At 65.4% G+C, this 18652-nt stretch carries 14 protein-coding genes and 3 pseudogenes; 10 read left to right on the top strand and 7 right to left on the bottom strand.

What is annotated here, in order from left to right; genetic code table 11:
• Window positions 1–72: 72 nt before the first annotated feature.
• Window positions 73–1866, bottom strand: a complete 1794-nt coding sequence (locus ACSKB9_RS06060; RefSeq protein WP_253590025.1) for a serine hydrolase — start codon at window positions 1864–1866, stop codon at window positions 73–75.
• A gap of 417 nt (window positions 1867–2283) precedes the next feature.
• Here ACSKB9_RS06060 and ACSKB9_RS06055 point away from each other — a divergent pair, with 417 nt between their 5' ends.
• Complete coding sequence (locus ACSKB9_RS06055) at window positions 2284–2622, top strand: phasin family protein (RefSeq protein WP_016844841.1); 339 nt, start codon at window positions 2284–2286, stop codon at window positions 2620–2622.
• A 71-nt stretch (window positions 2623–2693) separates the two neighbouring features.
• Here ACSKB9_RS06055 and ACSKB9_RS06050 read toward each other — a convergent pair whose 3' ends face one another.
• Window positions 2694–4574 (bottom strand): pilus assembly protein TadG-related protein, encoded by a 1881-nt coding sequence (locus ACSKB9_RS06050; protein WP_438071990.1) that lies wholly within the window; start codon window positions 4572–4574, stop codon window positions 2694–2696.
• Between the two features lie 345 nt (window positions 4575–4919).
• On the bottom strand, window positions 4920–5096 hold the full coding sequence (locus ACSKB9_RS06045) for a hypothetical protein (RefSeq protein ID WP_438071989.1): 177 nt from the start codon (window positions 5094–5096) through the stop codon (window positions 4920–4922).
• On the opposite strand from ACSKB9_RS06045, the gene clpS reads away from it, so the two are divergent.
• Both clpS and clpA read left to right on the top strand, forming a co-directional pair.
• Window positions 5089–5421, top strand: a complete 333-nt coding sequence (gene clpS, locus ACSKB9_RS06040; protein WP_438071988.1) for an ATP-dependent Clp protease adapter ClpS — start codon at window positions 5089–5091, stop codon at window positions 5419–5421. The genes ACSKB9_RS06045 and clpS overlap by 8 nt on opposite strands.
• A 259-nt stretch (window positions 5422–5680) precedes the next feature.
• Window positions 5681–8087, top strand: a pseudogene (clpA, locus tag ACSKB9_RS06035) (ATP-dependent Clp protease ATP-binding subunit ClpA).
• Between the two features lie 83 nt (window positions 8088–8170).
• On the opposite strand, the gene ACSKB9_RS06030 reads toward clpA, so the two are convergent.
• The 3 genes from ACSKB9_RS06030 to ACSKB9_RS06020 all read right to left on the bottom strand — a co-directional run bounded on the left by ACSKB9_RS06030 (window position 8171) and on the right by ACSKB9_RS06020 (window position 11189).
• Window positions 8171–9592: an MFS transporter gene (locus ACSKB9_RS06030; protein WP_438071987.1), complete on the bottom strand. Its 1422-nt coding sequence runs from the start codon at window positions 9590–9592 to the stop codon at window positions 8171–8173.
• 124 nt (window positions 9593–9716) lie between these two features.
• Window positions 9717–10070 carry a PilZ domain-containing protein gene (locus tag ACSKB9_RS06025; protein ID WP_076834516.1) on the bottom strand — a complete coding sequence of 118 codons (354 nt, stop codon included), beginning with the start codon at window positions 10068–10070 and terminating at the stop codon, window positions 9717–9719.
• Between the two features lie 162 nt (window positions 10071–10232).
• Window positions 10233–11189: a helix-turn-helix domain-containing protein gene (locus tag ACSKB9_RS06020; RefSeq protein ID WP_438071986.1), complete on the bottom strand. Its 957-nt coding sequence runs from the start codon at window positions 11187–11189 to the stop codon at window positions 10233–10235.
• Window positions 11190–11396: 207 nt separating this feature from the next.
• Between ACSKB9_RS06020 and ACSKB9_RS06015 the strand changes: the two genes are divergently transcribed.
• Complete coding sequence (locus ACSKB9_RS06015; protein ID WP_438071985.1) at window positions 11397–12407, top strand: carbon-nitrogen hydrolase family protein; 1011 nt, start codon at window positions 11397–11399, stop codon at window positions 12405–12407.
• Between the two features lie 86 nt (window positions 12408–12493).
• Window positions 12494–13546, top strand: a complete 1053-nt coding sequence (locus ACSKB9_RS06010) for a phenylacetaldoxime dehydratase family protein (protein WP_438071984.1) — start codon at window positions 12494–12496, stop codon at window positions 13544–13546.
• Window positions 13547–13710: 164 nt separating this feature from the next.
• Here the strand turns inward: ACSKB9_RS06010 and ACSKB9_RS06005 are convergent.
• A pseudogene (locus ACSKB9_RS06005) lies at window positions 13711–14647 on the bottom strand (glycine/sarcosine/betaine reductase selenoprotein B family protein).
• Window positions 14648–14739: 92 nt separating this feature from the next.
• On the opposite strand from ACSKB9_RS06005, the pseudogene ACSKB9_RS06000 reads away from it, so the two are divergent.
• The 5 genes and pseudogenes from ACSKB9_RS06000 to tsaA all read left to right on the top strand — a co-directional run bounded on the left by ACSKB9_RS06000 (window position 14740) and on the right by tsaA (window position 18652).
• Window positions 14740–15829: pseudogene (locus ACSKB9_RS06000) on the top strand (transglycosylase SLT domain-containing protein).
• Window positions 15830–16022: 193 nt separating this feature from the next.
• Entirely contained in the window at window positions 16023–16775 is a 753-nt protein-coding gene (locus ACSKB9_RS05995) for an AzlC family ABC transporter permease (RefSeq protein WP_438071983.1), read from the top strand.
• On the top strand, window positions 16772–17116 hold the full coding sequence (locus tag ACSKB9_RS05990) for an AzlD domain-containing protein (protein WP_092078229.1): 345 nt from the start codon (window positions 16772–16774) through the stop codon (window positions 17114–17116). Before ACSKB9_RS05995 ends, ACSKB9_RS05990 begins: the two co-directional genes overlap by 4 nt.
• Window positions 17117–17176: 60 nt before the next feature.
• The gene (locus tag ACSKB9_RS05985) at window positions 17177–18157 is read left to right on the top strand and encodes a Bug family tripartite tricarboxylate transporter substrate binding protein (RefSeq protein WP_438071982.1); all 981 of its coding nucleotides are present in this window, start codon (window positions 17177–17179) and stop codon (window positions 18155–18157) included.
• Between the two features lie 3 nt (window positions 18158–18160).
• Window positions 18161–18652, top strand: coding sequence for a tRNA (N6-threonylcarbamoyladenosine(37)-N6)-methyltransferase TrmO (tsaA, locus tag ACSKB9_RS05980; RefSeq protein ID WP_076834498.1), 492 nt, complete (start codon window positions 18161–18163; stop codon window positions 18650–18652).

Here is an 18652-nt window from a genome sequence, read left to right as displayed (position 1 = left end):
TTTTCGCGGCGGCAAAAACAAAACGGCCGGCGCTTGCGGTGCCGGCCGTTCGAAATCAGCAGATGATGACGATCAGTTGCGAACGGTGATGCAGGAGATCTCGGCGCGCTTCAGCGTCTTGCAAGCCGCCTCGGCCTGATCGCGCTCGAGGCCGGCAAAGCGGGCGCGATAGAGCTTGCGATTATCCTTGGCGACCACCTCGGTGAACGGATCCGCCTTGCTGAGCAGGCCGCGGGCCGAGCTGCGCGCCAGGTCGATGCGCTTGTTGGCCTCGCCCTCGGACTCCAGCGCGCCAACCTGGATGATCCAGCCGGTATGCGCGGCGCTCGGCTTTGCTGAGCTGGTCGGCGGCGCGGCCTGCACGCTGCGGGTTGCGGGTTCGATCGACGCCACGGCCTGCGGCGCCGGGGTAGCGGGCGCATGCACGGCCGAGGCCGGCAACACGCCGAGGATGCCGTTGCCGGTGCCGAAATTGGCCGGCTGCGGCGGCATTTCCGGCCTCGAGGTCTCGGCGGCCCGCGCCATCATCGCATTGGAGGTCTCGGGGACTTCGCCGCGCGAGGGGATCGTGTTGGTGATCGGAGGCGCGGACTGCGCCGGGCCAGCCGCGGCGAGCTTGATCTGGCCGGCCTTGACCTGCACCGTCTTCACCTTGACCGGCTTCATCGGTTCAGCCGAGCCGGGGATCGCGGCGATCGGCTGGGTCTGGATCACGCCTGAGGTCAGCGGCGCCGGCTCGGGCTTGGCCTGCGGCTCCGGCTTGGCCGGGAGCGGCGGCAGCGCAGCGGCGGCCGCTGCCATCAGCGAGGGCTTGCTGGCCGGGCGCGGCGCCTGGATCGCGGCAGCTGCAGCGGCGGGCTCCGATGCCGCGACGGGCGAGGTGTCCGGCGCGCGCGCATTATCCGCGTCGGCGACCTCGACATTGGCGTCGGCCGGATTGCGTTCGGTGATCGCGGCGGCAGTGCGGGTGGTCGCGGCCTTACCGACGTTCTCGGCGAGCAGGTTGCGCATGATGGCGTCACGCGAGCCGCCGCTGCGGCCGCCAAGCACCACGCCGACCAGGAAGCGATTGCCGCGGCGCATCGAGGTCACGAGGTTGAAGCCGGACGCGCGGGTGTAGCCGGTCTTGATACCGTCGACGCCCTCGACGTTGCCGAGCAGATGGTTGTGGTTGCGGATCGATTGGCCGCGGAAGTTAAACACCGAGGTCGAGAAGTAGCGGTAATAGCGCGGGAAGCGGTCCTGGATCGCGCGGCCGAGGGTCGATTGATCGCGCGCCGTCGTCACCTGCTCATCGTTGGGCAGGCCGGAGGCGTTGCGATAGACGGTCCGGCTCATGCCGAGCGCACGGGCCTTGCGGGTCATCATCCGGGCGAAATCGTCTTCGCTGCCGCCGATCGCCTCGGCGATCACGACCGCGGCGTCATTGGCCGAGCGGGTGACCAAGCCCTTGATGGCGTCTTCGACCTTGATGGTCGAGCCGGGCCGCAGGCCGAGCTTGGTCGGGTCCTGTTCGGAGGCGTGCTCGGACACCGGCATTTCGGTATCGAGCTTCATCTTTCCGGAATCGAGGCGCTCGAACAGCAGATAGAGCGTCATGATCTTGGTCAGCGAGGCGGGGTGGCGCAGGCCGTCGGGACTGGTGGCGGTCAGCACCGAACCGGTGTTGCCGTCGACGATGATCGACGCGAATTGCGGGCTGTAGCTCTCGCGCGCTTCCTGGCTGTGGTGGTGACGGGCGTAGTGGCGCCGGTGACGGCGCGCCTCGGCGCTATCACTCGTGATCAGGATCGCCGTCGTGACGGTAACGAGCCCAAGAACGCCAACTCGCAGCGCCCGCGAGGAGGCCAAGGTTGTTCGAAGCATCTCTTCCCGTCCCAATTTCTATCTAGATCACTGGCTCGTGAGGCGAAATTGTGCCCAGCGGCCATCGATCCTTGCCTGCGCAACAAACCACTTCGGCAGAACCATCGGCCGAGGTGGCGGCTCAGGTCGCTCTTCTAGCTAAGGTGTTGTTCACAAACAGCTTTCTGGGCTGTCTGTCGGAAGGCGAACAAAGTCCGGGAATCAGGTTAGGCGGACCGAGTTTCCAAAAGATTAAGCAACCGTTGCGTAGTCCCCGGGGTTCGTCGCGAATGCCGGAGATTCGGGGTTCTGTGATTGTGCGATGCACAATATTCATTAACTCTATTGTGCGATGCGATATGGCTATCGGCGTCAGGGGCGCGGAACTCCCGGCAATGGGAATTTGCGCCTTCAAGTCTGGGAAAAGGAATTCCATCCATGGTCAAGATCGAAGACATTCAGAACTACGGCAAAGAGCATTTCGAGTCGGTCACCGCGTCGGCGAACAACCTGCAGAGCGGCGTTCAGGCCATCGCCACCGCCTATGGCGACTACGCCAAGAAGTCCTTCGAGGACACCAAGTCGTTCGTCGAGAAGCTGTCGGGCGTGAAGTCGCTGGACAAGGCGCTCGAGGCGCAGACCGAGTACCTGCGCTCGTCCTACGAGACCTTCGTCGCGGAATCGCAGAAGATCGCCGGGCTGTACAGCGACTGCGCCAAGCAGACCTTCAAGCCCTATGAGGGGCTGGTCTCCAAGTTCGCGCCCGCCGCTCAGTAAGCGCAGCGGACCAAGACAAGCGAAAAGCCCGGCCGTTTGGCCGGGCTTTTTGTTGTGCCTCAAGCGGGCGACTATTTGGCCAGCCGCAGCTTGCTGAGGGCCGTTCCGATCGTGTTGAACGTCGTCAGGATCTGGGTCGAGCTGGTGAGCATGAAGAATTTGTCGGGCGTGCTGGCGCAGTTCTTCAGGACGGTCGAGGTCGGATCGGCGGGCGAGCTCGTGTTCACCTGGATCGTGTAGATCGTGTACAGCGGCGCTCCGTTGGAATCCTTCGCGTTCTGCAGGTTTTGACACATCAATGCCTGCCTTGCGTCGATCGGATTGCCTGAGGCCTGCGAGCTGCCGTCGCCGTAGTCGGGCCAGCGGTCCTCGGTATTCAGACCGTCGGACAAGAGGATGATGACCCGGTTGTAGGTCGTGTTGGTGTCCTCCGACGGCGCGTTCAGCGGACCGCCCACCAGCAGGGACTGCCACGCCCACGCCAAGCCGACTGCCTGGTTGGTACCGCCGGTCGGCTGCATCGCGTTGACCGCCGTCTTGAGCGCGCTCCAGTTGTAGCTCAGCGGAATGATGGGCTCGAGCGGCGTCGAGGCGCTGCTGCTGCAATAGAATGTGCTGTTCTCATAGTACTCGTTGGCCGGGAACAGCGTGGTGACGTCGGACGACGCCGGCAGCACGCCGGTCGCATCGTTCGGCTGGGTGCGGTCCGTGATGCAGCCCGTCCAGTTGCCGATCGGATTGGTGGAGGCCTGCCGCCAGTCGTTCTTCACCGTCGGGGTCTGACTGGTCGAGGTCCACTGATTGTTGGTCCACCCGACAACGGCGCTGACCCGGGGCTGGCTCGTATTGTCCACCGTGTCGTTGGGGCCCGGCTGCGTCCAGTCGTGGGTATACAGCTTGCCGGTGCACTGATAGACGCCGCCGGTCGTCTTGCAACTGCAGCCGGACACCGCGTTGCCCGTGGAGTCCGTCGGACATGCACAGGAGTTCGAGCCGCTGCAGAACACCCCGGTGCCGGCCGAGGTGCTCACCCAGCAGCCATTGTAGCGCGTATGCGAGTTCGCATCGACGCTGGGGCAAATGTAGCCGGAATAAGTCCCGCTCGAGGGGATGTAGTTCGCGTTGGACGTGCTGGTCGGGTTCTTCGTGCAGGTGAAGCCGCCATTGTTGTTGGTCCAGGGGCATCGCGCACCAGGTCCGACCGCGTGCCAGTTCATCGGCAGGCTTGCTTGCATGGTGCCGTTGGCGGGCTGCGTGGTCGGCGGGTTGAGCCAGTCGGTCCAGTCGATCCAGCTCTGGCCGACATTGCTGGTGCCGACATTGACGACCTTGGCGAACGGAATGACGGAGATGTAGACGTCACCATTGTTCTTGCTCAGCGCGCTGAGCTGGTCGATCAGTCCGCCGGTTCCGGCCACGGCGTTGCGCAGCGCGGTGATCTTGCCGTCCTGCGCCATCGATCCCGTGTTGTCGAGGGCGAGGGCGACGCGCATCTTGACGTTGCCCCAAGTGGTGGTCGTCGAACTCTTGAAGCCCAGCGTCGGAAAACCGGCCAGCTGCATGAAATCGGATTTGATGTGGCCGGATCCGCCCAGCAGGATGGTGGCCGCCGCGCTCGAGGTCGGGGTGGTATAGTTGGCCGTGACGGAAATGCCCTGGCCGTCCTTGTTGGTGTAAAGCGCGGTGAAATAGGTCTGCGCCTTGCTCGGGATCTCCGCAGCCGTGATGTTGCCCATGGTCAGATCCTTGGACAGCATCAGCGCGGTCGAATCGAGCGCCGCCTGCATCGCGGAGCGGGCGTTGTTGGCGCGGGTATAGTCGATCGCGGCTCCCACGAAAGCGAGGAGCGGCAGCATTGCGAAGGTGAAGATCACCGCGACATTGCCGTTATTTGCCCTGGAAAACCGGCGAGCTACCGCGCAGACGCGATCGGAAATGGCTGAACCAAGCATGGCACTCTCGTCGAAATGAATTGCGGTGGCATCTCGACCGGCGCCGCTAAACAGATGGTGAATCGGGCGCCGGAAACCCGGCAGGGCGGCGCGGGGGAGGCTCAAAAGCCGGGCAAAAGCGCTCGCTATCCTCAATGACGTCTAAATTGGCCGCCCAACTCCTTTGTCAAATCGGGCAGAAATGATTAACCTTCCGAGGGTTGCCGCGCCGGGAATCGGACCGGTGGGCCGCGCCGGGTCTGCGCTTGCGGCAGGGCCTCGCGAGGCCCATATTCGGGAAGTCGATCCGGCCGCCGGATCGGACCGGGAGCGGCAATCTGGAAAGCATTGCTGGGGGTTCCGCGATCAGTCTTGCGGCAATCGCGACCACCATCCAATTGCCATCCGGCTTCCCGCCATCCGGCTTCCCTTGGGGAATTCGAACGCCTGAGCCATGTTGCGATCCACGTTGACAGTCCCGATTTCCGAGCCGGTTTCGTCGATGCCGGCGGTGGCCGCCGCGCCGGCGCCGAAAATGAACAATGATGACAACCGCAATGGGACGGGCAACGGCCCGTCGACCTCGGTCATCACCAAGGTCAAGCCGAAGACCAAGCGGCCGAACCTGTACCGCGTCCTGATCCTGAACGACGACTACACGCCGATGGAGTTCGTCGTTCACGTGCTGGAACAATTCTTCAACAAGGACGCCGAGGCGGCGACCAAGATCATGCTGCACGTTCATCACCACGGGATCGGCGAGTGCGGCGTTTTTACCTACGAGATCGCCGAGACCAAGGTGACGCAAGTCATGGACTTCGCGCGCAAGCACCAGCATCCACTGCAGTGCGTGATGGAAAAGGAATAGGTCGCTGGAACGACTGACCCGCCGCGAGGCGCGGAACGGGTCTTGCATCGCGGTTTTTGATGGTGGTGAACGGCGTTCCCGTATGATCACGGGCGTCGCCGCGTGACGCCCCGATGCCCCGAATTTAGAAGAAAACCATCATCGCGGGACCGGTCTTTCGCCACGATCCGTCGTAACTATATCAAAGGCGATCACGAAGGTTGTTATTGCCTGACCCGGTAATGGCGATCATGATGGCAGGGGGCCATAGAGGACGCGAATGCCAACTTTTTCCCAAAGCCTTGAACAGTCGCTGCACCGTGCATTGGCGATCGCAAACGAGCGTCACCATCAATACGCGACGCTCGAACATCTGCTGCTGTCGCTGATCGATGACTCGGATGCGGCGGCTGTGATGCGGGCCTGCAGCGTCGATCTCGACAAGCTCAGGACCAGCCTCGTTAATTATCTCGAGACCGAATTCGAAAACCTGGTGACTGACGGCGCCGATGACGCGAAGCCGACCGCCGGGTTCCAGCGCGTGATCCAGCGCGCAGTGATTCACGTCCAGTCGTCCGGTCGCGAGGAAGTGACCGGCGCCAACGTCCTGATCGCGATCTTCGCCGAGCGCGAGAGCCATGCCGCGTACTTCCTGCAGGAGCAGGACATGACGCGCTACGACGCCGTCAACTACATCAGCCACGGCATCGCCAAGCGGCCCGGCGTGTCCGAGGCGCGGCCGGTGCGCGGCGTCGACGAGGAAACCGAGACCAAGGGCAACGAGGACGCCAAGAAGAAGGGCGAAGCGCTCGAGACCTACTGCGTCAACCTCAACAAGAAGGCGCGCGACGGCAAGATCGATCCGGTGATCGGCCGCAATGCCGAGATCAACCGTGCGATCCAGGTGCTGTGCCGCCGCCAGAAGAACAATCCGCTATTCGTCGGCGAAGCCGGCGTCGGCAAGACCGCGATTGCCGAAGGCCTCGCCAAGCGCATCGTCGACAGCGATGTGCCGGAAGTGCTGGCGGCCGCGACCGTGTTCTCGCTCGACATGGGCACGCTGCTTGCGGGCACCCGCTACCGTGGCGATTTCGAGGAGCGGCTCAAGCAGGTTCTGAAGGAGTTGGAGGCGCATCCTAACGCCATCCTGTTCATCGACGAGATCCACACCGTGATCGGCGCCGGCGCCACCTCCGGCGGCGCGATGGATGCGTCCAATCTGCTGAAGCCCGCGCTGGCTTCGGGCACGATCCGCTGCATGGGCTCGACCACCTACAAGGAATACCGTCAGCACTTCGAGAAGGACCGCGCGCTGGTGCGGCGCTTCCAGAAGATCGACGTCAACGAGCCGACGGTGGAAGACGCAATCGCGATCCTCAAGGGCCTGAAGCCCTATTTCGAGGATTACCATCGGCTGAAATACACCAATGAGGCGATCGAGGCGGCGGTGCAGCTGTCGTCGCGCTACATCCACGACCGCAAGCTGCCCGACAAGGCGATCGACGTGATCGACGAGTCCGGCGCGGCGCAGATGCTGGTCGCCGAGAGCAAGCGCAAGAAGACGATCGGCATCAAGGAGATCGAGACCACGATCGCGACCATGGCGCGGATCCCGCCGAAGAGCGTGTCGAAGGACGATGCCGAGGTGCTGAAGCATCTCGAGCAGACCCTGAAGCGCACGGTGTTCGGCCAAGACAAGGCGATCGAGTTCGCTGGCGGCGTCGATCAAGCTGGCGCGAGCCGGCCTGCGCGAGCCGGAGAAGCCGATCGGCAGCTATTTGTTCTCGGGTCCGACCGGCGTCGGCAAGACCGAGGTGGCCAAGCAACTCGCGGCGTCGCTTGGTGTCGAGCTGCTGCGCTTCGACATGTCCGAATACATGGAGCGGCACACCGTGTCGCGCCTGATCGGCGCGCCTCCCGGCTATGTCGGTTTCGACCAGGGCGGCCTGCTCACCGATGGCGTGGACCAGCATCCGCATTGCGTCGTGCTGCTCGACGAAATCGAGAAGGCGCACCCGGATCTCTACAACGTGCTGCTGCAGATCATGGATCATGGCCGGCTCACCGACCACAACGGCAAGCAGGTCAACTTCCGCAACGTGATCCTGATCATGACCACGAATGCCGGCGCGGCCGATCTTGCGCGGCAGGCCTTCGGCTTCACCCGCTCGAAGCGGGAAGGCGACGATCACGAAGCGATCAATCGCCAGTTCGCGCCGGAGTTCCGCAACCGGCTGGATGCGATCGTCTCCTTCGCGCACCTCAATGCCGAGGTGATCGGCATGGTGGTCGAGAAGTTCGTGCTGCAACTCGAGGCGCAACTCGCCGACCGCGACGTCACGATCGAGCTGTCCGAGCCTGCAAAGGCCTGGCTGATCGAGCACGGCTATGACGAGCAGATGGGCGCACGTCCGATGGCGCGCATCATCCAGGAACACATCAAGAAGCCGCTCGCGGATGAGGTGCTGTTCGGTCAGCTCAAGGGCGGCGGACACGTCCGCGTCATCCTGGTCAAGGACGAGGCGACCGCCAAGGACAAGATCGGCTTCGAATATGTCGAGGGCCCGGTCACGCCGAAGCCCGAGAACCTGCCGCCGCGCAAGCGCAAGCCGCCGAAGGGTGGTCCCAACGGTGGCGGAGGCGGCACCAAGGGGCCGGCCTCAAAGGGGCCTATGGTCAAGGTCTGAGGCGCGAGCGAACAACCAAACGAAAAGGCCGGCTGAACAGCCGGCCTTTTGTTTCTGGCGCTGGGCGGCGCGTCTCCGCGCCGTCACTCGCCCTTCAGCCGCTGGCCCTCCTGGACCCGCACCCGGTCGGCGCCGCGGCTGCCGGCCGAAGACAGCCGGAGCGTGCTGAGCACCAGCTCCCCCACGGCAAAGCCGACGCCGACCATCAGCGAGATCCGGGTGCCGTCAGCCGGATAGCGCGCCAGCAGCAGCGCCACCAGAGCGGCGCCGATGGTCTGTCCGAGCAGGCGCGCGGTCCCTAACATGCCGCTGGCGCCGCCCGAGCGCTCGCGCGGGGCGGCGGCGATCATGGTGCGGTTGTTAGGGGTCTGGAACAGGCCGAAGCCGGCGCCGGCGAGCGCCATGCGCCAGATCACGTCGATCGGCGTCGGGTTGGCCGGCATCAAGGCCAGCGTGCCCAATCCCGTCGCGAACAGCAGCAGGCCGATGCCGCCGAGCAGGCCGGCCGGATAGCGTTCCACCAGCCAGCCCGCGAGCGGGGCGGCGAACGCGACCGCGATCGGCCACGGCGTGATCAGCAGGCCGATCTGAACCGCCGAATATCCGAAATGGTTTTCCAGATAGAACGGCATCGCGACAAAGGCCAGCATCTGGCCGCAGAACGAGGCGATCGAGGTGCCGATCGAGAGCGCGAAGATCGGAATCCGCAGCAGGTCGACGGGCAGCAGCGGCGAGGGCAGATGCTGCTGCCGCCGGTACAGCAAATGCGAGGCGACCGCGGCGACCGCGAACTCCAATGCGCAGAGATACAGCGACCCGCCATGGCCGGCGCTATCGATCGCGCTGATACCGAACCCGAACGCGATGGCGCTCATCGCGGCGCTCTGCCAGTCGAAGGCGTGAACCGCGGGCTTGGTGTGCGGCAGGAAGCGCCAACCCAGCGCCAGCGTGACAATGCCGAGCGGGACATTGATGGCGAACAGATACGGCCAGGTCCCGACCGCCAGGATGAACGAGGCGATGGTCGGACCGACCGCGGCCGAGATCGCGACCACCAGCGCGTTGACGCCGATGCCGCGGCCGAGCAGCGAATGCGGATAGATGAAGCGGACCAGCGCGGTGTTGACGCTGAGGATTCCGGCAGCGCCAAACCCCTGCAGGATGCGGGCGACCGTCAGCAGCGGCAGCGTATGCGACAGCGCGCAGAACAGCGAGGCCAGCGTGAACAGCAACAGCCCCGCCAGATAGACGCGGCGATAGCCGATGATTTCGCCGAGCGAGGCCAGCGGCAGCAGCGAGATCGTGATCGCCAATTGATAGCCGTTGACGATCCAGATCGAAAACGCCGGGCTGGCGTTCAGATCCCGGGCAATGGTCGGCAGCGCAACATTGGCGATCGAGCCGTCGACGACGGCCATCACGAGGCCGAGCGCGATCGTGAGAATGGCCCAATTGCGCTGCGGCTGCGGCAGCCCGTCGGGATGCTCTGTCATCGCGGACGACATGTCGTGGAGGGGCTCTCGGTTCCGGCGTTGCGGGGATTACCGCATGCTGGATTAGCCCGGCCTTTGCAACCCCGAATGCCGGATGCCGGCCGCGACGGAAACGAAGGCTCCGAGCCGAGGCGGCTCAGCCCTGGCCGAGCAATTCGTTGATGCGCCGCTGCAGCTGCCGCTTCTTGATCTCGCTGCGGCGGACCCGCTCGTCGAGATCGCTGACCGGCGTGTCGGAGGTCATGATCCGGAAGGCGAGGCCGACCTTGTTGGCCTGGCGCCAGATCAGGCGGGCCAGGAACGAGCGGCCCTTGCGTGCGACGCTGAGATTCATCTCTTCGGGCAAGTGCGCGGCATCGCTAAATTCAACGCAGGCACCGCCTTCGCTGATGTTGCGGACGACGCAATCCATCGTCGAGCCGCGTTCATTGATCTCCGCAACCGCACCATAGAACACCTTCTCGCGTACGTTCTGGCGCCGGTCCTGCATGGGAAATCCTCCAAATGAACGGCACGAATGTACCGGTCCGCCGCAGCGAAAAGAAGTGCGCCGGGGAACCCGTTGCAGTTAGTGTAAATATTTGCATTCGTGAGGGCGTGGATTCCCGGCTATTTTGCGCCGCAAGAGACCTATGGCTTCCCTCGAAAAGCTTTAGTTCGGCAGCCGGCTTTGCCGCCAGTCGCGCGGCGACAGGCCGTAGTGGTCGCGGAACACGCGGCCGAAATGCGAGAGATCGTTAAAGCCCCAGGCGAATGCAATCTCGCCGATGTGGCGATGCGCGTGCGCCGGTGAGGCGAGGTCGCGCTTGCAGCGCTCCAGCCGCTGCGCCAGCACGAAACGCTGGAACGAGGTGTCCTCGTCGGCCAAAAGGCTGTTGACGTAGCGCGGCGAGATGCCGAGCGCGGCGGCGGTCTCGGTGAGGTTGAGCTCGGGGTTCGGCAGATGCGCGAACACGTGCGCCTTCAGCCGATAGAGCAGCGCCGAGCGGTGGGTCGAGGCGGGCAGCGCGGCGCCGCCGAGCCGCTCGCTCATCGCCATCGCCAGCAGGTCGGCGGCCTGGTCGGCGAGGCGGATCGCGTTGTCAGGATCGAGCTTGTCGGCGATCTCGGAGAGCCCCGCGATGAACTGCCAGGCGAGCCGCTGCACGGGACGATCCGATGTGAACGTGGTCGCAGTTAAGCCCTGGGTGCCGGCAAAGCGCCGGTGCAGCATGGCGCGCGGCACCTGGAAGATGGTCTGCGTGAAGTCGGCGTTGAAGCGGAGCTCATAAGGCCGGGTGGTGTCGTAGAATGCGAACTCGCCGGGTTGGATCACGGTCTCGCGGCCGTCCTGCAGCACGCTGCCAGTGCCGCTCCGGCCGAGCGCGAACAGAACAAAATCCTCGCTGGCGCGTGCGATCCGCGACGGCGTACGCAGCACCCGTTGCTGGCTCGACGAGACGACGGAGCATTTCACCGCGCCCAGCTGCGCGCTGGTGATGGCGCCGTGGAAGGCGGTGCCGAGATCGGACTTGCAGTCGAGCTGCACGAACACGTCGCAGACGATGTCCTGCCAGAGCGCAAGGCGCCGATGGGTGGGCGCGTCTTCCGTGGTGAACAGGGCCGGCATGATTTCCTCCCTTCACGAGTGCAAACGCTGGCCACGAAAACAAAGCAAGCTTCATACCGGGGACGGCTGGGAGATCTCCTCCGCAGTCGAATTTTCCTTCCGTCCTGGTCGAACGGCGTGCCCGGTCCCGGGGCAGCATGATGTCAGAGGCCGCCATGGCCGATCAAGCACGAACCGGCCGGAAGCGTCGGCCGCGAGGAGGACATCATGGGCATCGAACATCCGAAATACCGCGTTGCGGTGGTGCAGGCGGCACCTGCCTGGCTCGACCTCGACGCCTCCATCGCCAAGTCCATCGCGCTGATCGAGGAGGCCGCCGCCAAAGGGGCGAAGCTGATCGCATTCCCCGAGGCGTTCATCCCCGGCTATCCCTGGTACATCTGGCTGGACTCGCCGGCTTGGGCGATCGGGCGCGGCTTCGTGCAGCGCTATTTCGACAACTCGCTGAGCTACGACAGCCCGCAGGCCGAGAAGCTGCGGCTCGCGGTGAAGAAGGCCGGCATGACCGCGGTGCTCGGCCTGTCCGAGCGCGACGGCGGCAGCCTCTATCTCGCGCAATGGTTGATCGGGCCCGACGGCGAGACCGTCGCGAAGCGGCGTAAGCTGCGGCCGACCCATGCCGAGCGCACCGTCTATGGCGAAGGCGACGGCAGCGACCTTGCGGTGCATGACCGTCCCGGCATCGGCCGGCTCGGCGCGCTGTGCTGCTGGGAGCATCTGCAGCCGCTGTCGAAATATGCGATGTACGCCCAGAACGAGCAGGTCCATGTCGCGGCCTGGCCGAGCTTCTCGCTGTACGATCCGTTCGCGCCGGCGCTCGGCTGGGAGGTCAACAACGCGGCCTCGCGGGTCTATGCGGTCGAAGGCTCGTGCTTCGTGCTGGCGCCCTGCGCCACGGTCTCGCAGGCGATGGTCGACGAGATGTGCGACCGCGACGACAAGCACGCGCTGCTGCATGTCGGCGGCGGACATGCCGCGATCTACGGGCCGGACGGCAGCTCGATCGCCGAGAAGCTGCCGCCCGAGCAGGAGGGCCTGCTGCTCGCCGATATCGATCTCGGCGCGATCGGGATCGCCAAGAATGCCGCCGATCCGGCCGGACACTATTCGCGCCCCGATGTCACGCGTCTGCTGTTGAACAAGAAGCCCTCGAAGCGCGTCGAGCATTTCGCGCTGCCGCTCGACAGCCTTGAGGAGATCGACGCGGCCGCGAGCTGAACAGACTACGGGCATGATCTTTCGGAAAACCGCTTCGCACTTTTCCGGATCATGCCTTGGGCAACATCCAACCGGAGGCGACTGCCATGGAATCCGCCATTCCTTCTCATCTGCAGACAGCCCGGTCGCGTCATCGGCGTGTGCCCGACGATTACGCGCCGCCTTATCCGTCCTTCGTTGCGCGCCACAAGCCCGCGATCACGCGCGTGATCATGGCCTATTTCGGCGTGCAATATCGCGGTGAGCGGAGCGCGGCGGCGAACGAGGCGCTGGCATCGATCGCAAAACGCTTTGCCGGCGAGAACGGCCCGACGCATTGGGACCGCGCACAATATGTCGACCAGGCCGGCTTCACCAACGTCGTCTCGGTCGCCTATTGGGACGATGCCGGGCGTTTCGACGCCTGGTTCGACGGCGCGCGCGAGGCCTGGACCGGCAGCGGCGCCAGCGACGGCGTCGGCCGCTTCATCGAGGTGCTGCGGCCGCATGTTGCGCGCTACGAGACGCTGTTCTCGTCGCTGGGCCGTCCGGAGGGTGTCGCGGTGCTCGCCGACGGCATGAGCGGAGAGGTGCAGGAGCATGCCTATTGGGGCGGCATGCGCGACCGTATCCCGCTGTCGCAGACCGACGCGATGACGCCGGGCGGCGAGCCGCGCGTGATCCGCGACGGCGCACGCATCCGTGTGGTCGCGCATGACAATCTCTGCCTGATCCGTTCCGGACAGGATTGGAGCGATACCGAGGCAGCGGAACGCAAGATGTATCTCGACGATGTCGAGCCGGTGCTGCGCGAGGGCATGGATTTCCTGCGCGACGACGGTGTGCCGATCGGCTGCTATGCCAACCGCTATATGCGCGTTGTCGATGCGGAGGGCAGGCCGACCGAAAAGTCTTACGGCCAGAGCTGGTGGAAGAGCCTTGCGGCACTCGAGCGCTGGGCGGAATCGCACCCGACCCATGTCAGGATTTTTGGCGCGGCGATGAAGTATCTCTCGACCTTGGGGCCGAACGCCAAGCTCAGGCTGTATCACGAGGTCACGGTGGCAGGCGCCGACGAGCAGTTCTTCGAATATCTCGGCTGCCATGAACGGACCGGCATGCTCACCGCCGTACAGGTCGCGGCGGCGCCATCCGCCTGAGAGCTCGCCTCAACATTGCTCCGTCATGGCCGGGCTTGTCCGCGCCATGCCAGCACGCTGCGGCTTCTCCGTGACTGACTGGTGTCTCTGGAATACCGGATCGCCTGGTCGAGCCGAGCGACGACACCTTGAGTTGGCAAAGTGCTCGTATCTAGCGCCGAGCCTTACGCAACGCGCTCGCGCAGGCCCTTGGCGACTTCCTTCTGCGCGTCGAACTCGCGGCGCAGGCGGGCCAGCTCCTCGGCGCTGAGCGCATCGGCGTTGCTGTAGTCGCGCTTCCAGGAAGCATCCTCGCTCCAGCGCAGCGGTGACTGCACGGTGGTCTGCGGACCGGGCGCCTGCTCAAGCACGCGCAGCGCCAGCTCCAGCGTGAACGCCTGCGAGGCGACGTCCTGCGGCTTGCCTGCGGAATTGCCGAGCGGGAAATCGGAGAACAGGAAACGCGGCACCGCGGCATGCTCGACGATATCCTTGGCGCAGCCCATCACGACCGTGGAAATCCCGTTGGCCTCGAGATGCCGCGCCACCAGGCTGACGGTCTGGTGGCAGACCGGGCAGTTCGGCACCAGCACCGCGGCGTCGACCTTGTCGTCACGGCAACGCTTGAGGATGTCGGGCGCGTCGGTCTCGATGGTGACGCGGTGGCTGCGGTTGGTCGGGGCGCCGAAGAAGCGCGGCGCGACGTCGCCGATCGTGCCGGCCGCGGCGAGGCGCTTCAGCTGTGCCAGCGGGAACCAGGTGCCGTTGTCGGTCGCCGTGGTGTGGGTGCGGTCATAGGCGATGTGCGAAATCCGCAGATCGTGCTGCTTTGACGTGTCGCCGTCATAGACCGCATAGAACTTGGCCCCGCCGTTGTATTTCGCGCCGGGACCCTGGTCGCCCCGTGCCGGATCGAACGGCGCCGCGGTCGTGATGATGGCGACCCGGGACTGGTTCAGCGACCTCTTCAAGGGCTGGAACGGGGTGGAGGTGTAATGCGCCCACCGGTAGGGGGTGGTGTAGCCTATCGCCGCGTAATAATCGCAGAGTCCGCTTCATATAGCCGATCGGGGCGTCGTCGTCGGGGGCAAAGCCGAGTTGATCGTCGGATGCTGCGGCCATTTTGCGCTCCCTTTTGCGCGCCATCATTTCAGTCCATAGCTAGACCACGAGCTTGCGGTGTCAAGCCGCGCCCGCACGGGAACAGAATTGCCATGCGAACCGGTCGTTGCGCCGCATTGGTCATGCTTGTGCTGCTGGTGCCGCCGGCCCGGGTCGGCGCGGAGGACGCTCCGGCCGCGGCCCCGGCGCCGCCGCCAGGCGCCGAGCAGCCGGCAGCGCCGCCCCCGGACAAGCCCGCTGAGCAGCCCGCGGCCGCGCCGGCGGAGCCGCCTGCGCCACCGCTGGGAGAGCAGGCCGCACCATCGGCCGAGAAACCTGCCGCGCCCCCGGCGGATACGCCCGCGGCGGCGACCGACAAACCCGCGGACGATGCGCGCGAGAGCGACACCCGCGAGGCGATGTGCCTGATGATCGAGTCGGCGGCGCGGGCCAACGATCTGCCGCTCGAATTCTTCGCACGCGTGATCTGGCAGGAGAGCCGCTTCCAGGCCGATGCGGTTGGTCCGATGACCCGCAACGGCCAGCGCGCGCAGGGCATCGCGCAATTCATGCCGGGCACCGCGAACGAGCGCGGGCTGCTCGATCCATTCAATCCGGTGCAGGCGCTGCCGAAGTCGGCCGAATTCCTCAGTGAGCTGCGCAACCAGTTCGGCAATCTCGGCCTCGCGGCGGCGGCCTACAATGCCGGCCCGCGCCGGATCCAGGACTGGCTCGCCGGCTCCGGATACGTGCCGCAGGAGACGCGCAATTACGTCTCCGCGATCACCGGCTCCAGCGTCGATGACTGGGCCGCCGCCGGGCGCAACGGCAAGATGCCACAGCGCGCGCCGACCAAGAGCTGCCGCGAGCTGATGGCGTTGCTCAAGCGCGCGCCCAACCCGTTCGTCGCAGGGCTCGAGCAGCACGTCACGCTGTCGGCCGCCAAGGTGTGGGGGGTCCAGCTCGCCGCCGGCTTCAGCCGTGACAAGGCGCTGGCGATGTATGCCCGCGCCATCAAGCGCCTCGCCAACGTGATCGGCGACCAGGATCCGAGCCTGTTCGAGCTCGCGGCTGCGCACCCGCGGCAGCGCGACCTTCTACCAGGTGCGCATCGGCGCCGACACGCGCCCCGAAGCCGACGGCCTGTGCAACCGCATTCGCAAGGCGGGCGGGGCGTGTTTCGTGCTGAAGAACAGGGCGTGATTGCTTTGATCCCGTAGCCTGGATGAAGCGAAGCGCAATCCGGGACAGCTCTCGCCGGTTGCAAAAGCGGCCCGGATTTCGCTGGCGCTTCATCCGGGCTACCGAGGCGCATACCGGACCTGTGCCGTCTCTTGCTTGACCCTGCGTTGTCAGCGCCCTAAGCCTCCGCGATTGCAAAACCATCCGGTTCCCCGTGGCGCTTCCCCCGCTCGATTTTCCGCAATGGCACACCTCGTTCCACGCCTTCCTATGGGGCGCGCGGTCGATCGGTGCGACCGTGCTGACCCTGGTGCTGTTTGCGACCTATCTCGGCATCGGCGCGCTGGCGCATGATTCCGGCTTCTCGCTGGGCTGGACGCTGGCGAGCACGGCGTTCGTCTGGGCTGGCCCTGCGCAGATCATCGTGATCACGACACTCGGCTCCGGCGCCACCGTGCTGCAATCGGCGATCGCGGTCACGGTCAGCGCGATCCGCCTGTTTCCGATGGTGGTGTCGGTGTTGCCGATGATGCGGACCGAACAGACCAAGCGCCGGCATCTGATCCTGGTGGCGCATCTGACCGCCGTGACGCTGTGGGTCGAATGCTTCCGCTTCCTGCCGCAGGTGCCGCGCAACCGGCGGATCGCCTTCATCCACGGGCTCGGCTGCGGGCTGGTCACCGTCTGCCTGATCGCCAACACGATCGGCTACATGCTCGCGGCCAATCTCACGCCGCTGTTCGCCGCCGGCATGCTGATGCTGACGCCGCTCGCCTTCCTGTTCTCCACGGCGCGCAACTGCCGCGAGCTCGCCGATGTCATCGCGCTGGTGCTTGGCCTATTGCTGTTCCCGCTGGCGGCGATGCTGAACAGCGGCGCCGACATCCTGGTCAGCGGGGTCGTCGCGGGCACCATTGCCTATGCCGTGCACCGGGCGAGGGCGGGCATCGTCGGGGCGCGCGCATGAGTACCTTCATCGGCGACTGGCACGCGCTCGCGATCCTGTTCGTCGCGGGCGTCATCCCCAACCAGATCTGGCGCATGCTCGGCCTGTGGTTCGGCGGCGGCATCGACGAGAACTCCGAGCTCTTGGTCTGGGTGAGGGCGGTCGCCACCGCGATCCTCGCCGGTATCATCGCGCAGATCGTGGTGCAGCCGCCGGGCGCGCTCGCCAGCGTGCCGGACTGGCTGCGCTACGGCGCCGTCGCCGCCGGCTTTGTCGTGTTCATGCTGGCGAGGAAATCGATCTTCGCCGGCGTGATCGCAGGCGAAGTCGTCATGATCGCTGGCAAATACTGGCTCGGCTGATTGCGGCGTCCGCATTATCCGCTACTCTCGCTCCCAAGAACAAGACAACGGGGAAACGGCATGCAGCGGCGCGCATCATCGCTAATCATTGTTGCTCTGACGGCGTTGCTGGCGGCGACGCTGCCGGCGCGTGCCGCGGATTATCCAACGCGGCCGATCAAGCTCGTGGTGCCGTATGCCGCGGGCGGGCCGACCGACGTGCTCGGCCGCATCGTCGGCGAATATCTCGGGCGCGATCTCAAGCAGGTGGTCGTGGTCGAGAACAAGGCCGGTGCGCAGGGCGCGATCGGCGCCGAGGCCGTGGCGCGCTCCGATCCCGACGGCTACACGCTGTTCGTGACGGCCGCCTCGATCTTCGTGCTCAATCCGATGCTCTACAAGAAGCTGCCCTACGATCCGGCCAGGGATTTTCACCTGCTGTCCGTCATCACGGACGCGCCGATGATCATGGAGGTGCACCCGTCGGTGCCGGCGAGGACGATCGCGGAGTTCGTCGCTTACGCGAAGAAGAATCCCGGAAAACTCAATTTCGGATCGGCGGGCACCGGCGGCACGGTTCATCTCGCCGGCGAGATGTTCAAGCAGATGGCCGGCGTCGAGATGACCCACGTGCCGTACAAGGGCGCAGGACCCGCGCTGACCGATCTGCTGTCCGGCAACATCCAGCTGATGTTCGACACGCTCGGCACCGCGCTGCCGCCGGTCAAATCGGGCATGCTGCGGCCGCTCGGCGTCAGCTCGACGGAGCGCATCCCCGATTTGCCCGATCTGCCGACGATCGCCGAGAGCGGCTATCCCGATTATGCGGTCAGCGTCTGGTATGGTATCGCAGCGCCGTCGAGGGTGCCTGACGACATCGCCGACAAGATCAAGGCGAGCCTCGACCGGGCCTTGAACGACGAAGCGTTCCGCGCTTCGCTGCTCAAGATCGGTTTCCCGCCGCTGCGCGCGAAGAGCCAGGCCGAGATCGACGAGTTCGTGAATACCGATCGCGCGCGATGGGCGGGCGTGGTCAAGGCGCTGAACATATCGCTGGATTGAGACATGGTACGTGAAATGGAACTGCGCCAGGGCGAGGTGGCCGTCGACATGCCGACGGCGCGCGATGCCGGGCTGGTCTTCATCGGCCGCATCCGCACGCCCTGGACCTCGCGGCTGGCGACGCCCCGGCAGGGGCGCCATGACGGCCCGGTGTGCCGGCTCGAGATTTTCGAGCCCTGGGTCGCCGCGATCAAGGGCGTCGATTTCTATTCAAATCTCGAGGTGCTGTACTGGCTGCACCAGTCGCGCCGCGACATCGTGCTGCAAAGCCCGAAGAACAACGGCAACACCCGCGGCACCTTCTCGCTGCGCTCGCCGGTGCGCCCCAATCCGATCGGCACCGCGATCGTCAAGCTGGTCGGCGTCGAGCGCAACGTCATTTTGGTGCGCGGCCTCGACTGCCTCGACGAAACGCCGCTGATCGACGTCAAGCCCGACCGTTGCGAGTTCACCCCGCTCGCCCCGCCGCAGGCCGGGGACTTCGAGACGGAGTAG

Origin of the sequence: Bradyrhizobium sp. BR 1433, assembly GCF_051547665.1 — a bacterium.
GTDB classification, from domain to species: domain Bacteria; phylum Pseudomonadota; class Alphaproteobacteria; order Rhizobiales; family Xanthobacteraceae; genus Bradyrhizobium; species Bradyrhizobium australafricanum.
The sequence above is the reverse complement of the archived record's forward strand: the minus strand, read 5'-3'. Positions and strand labels throughout refer to the sequence as shown.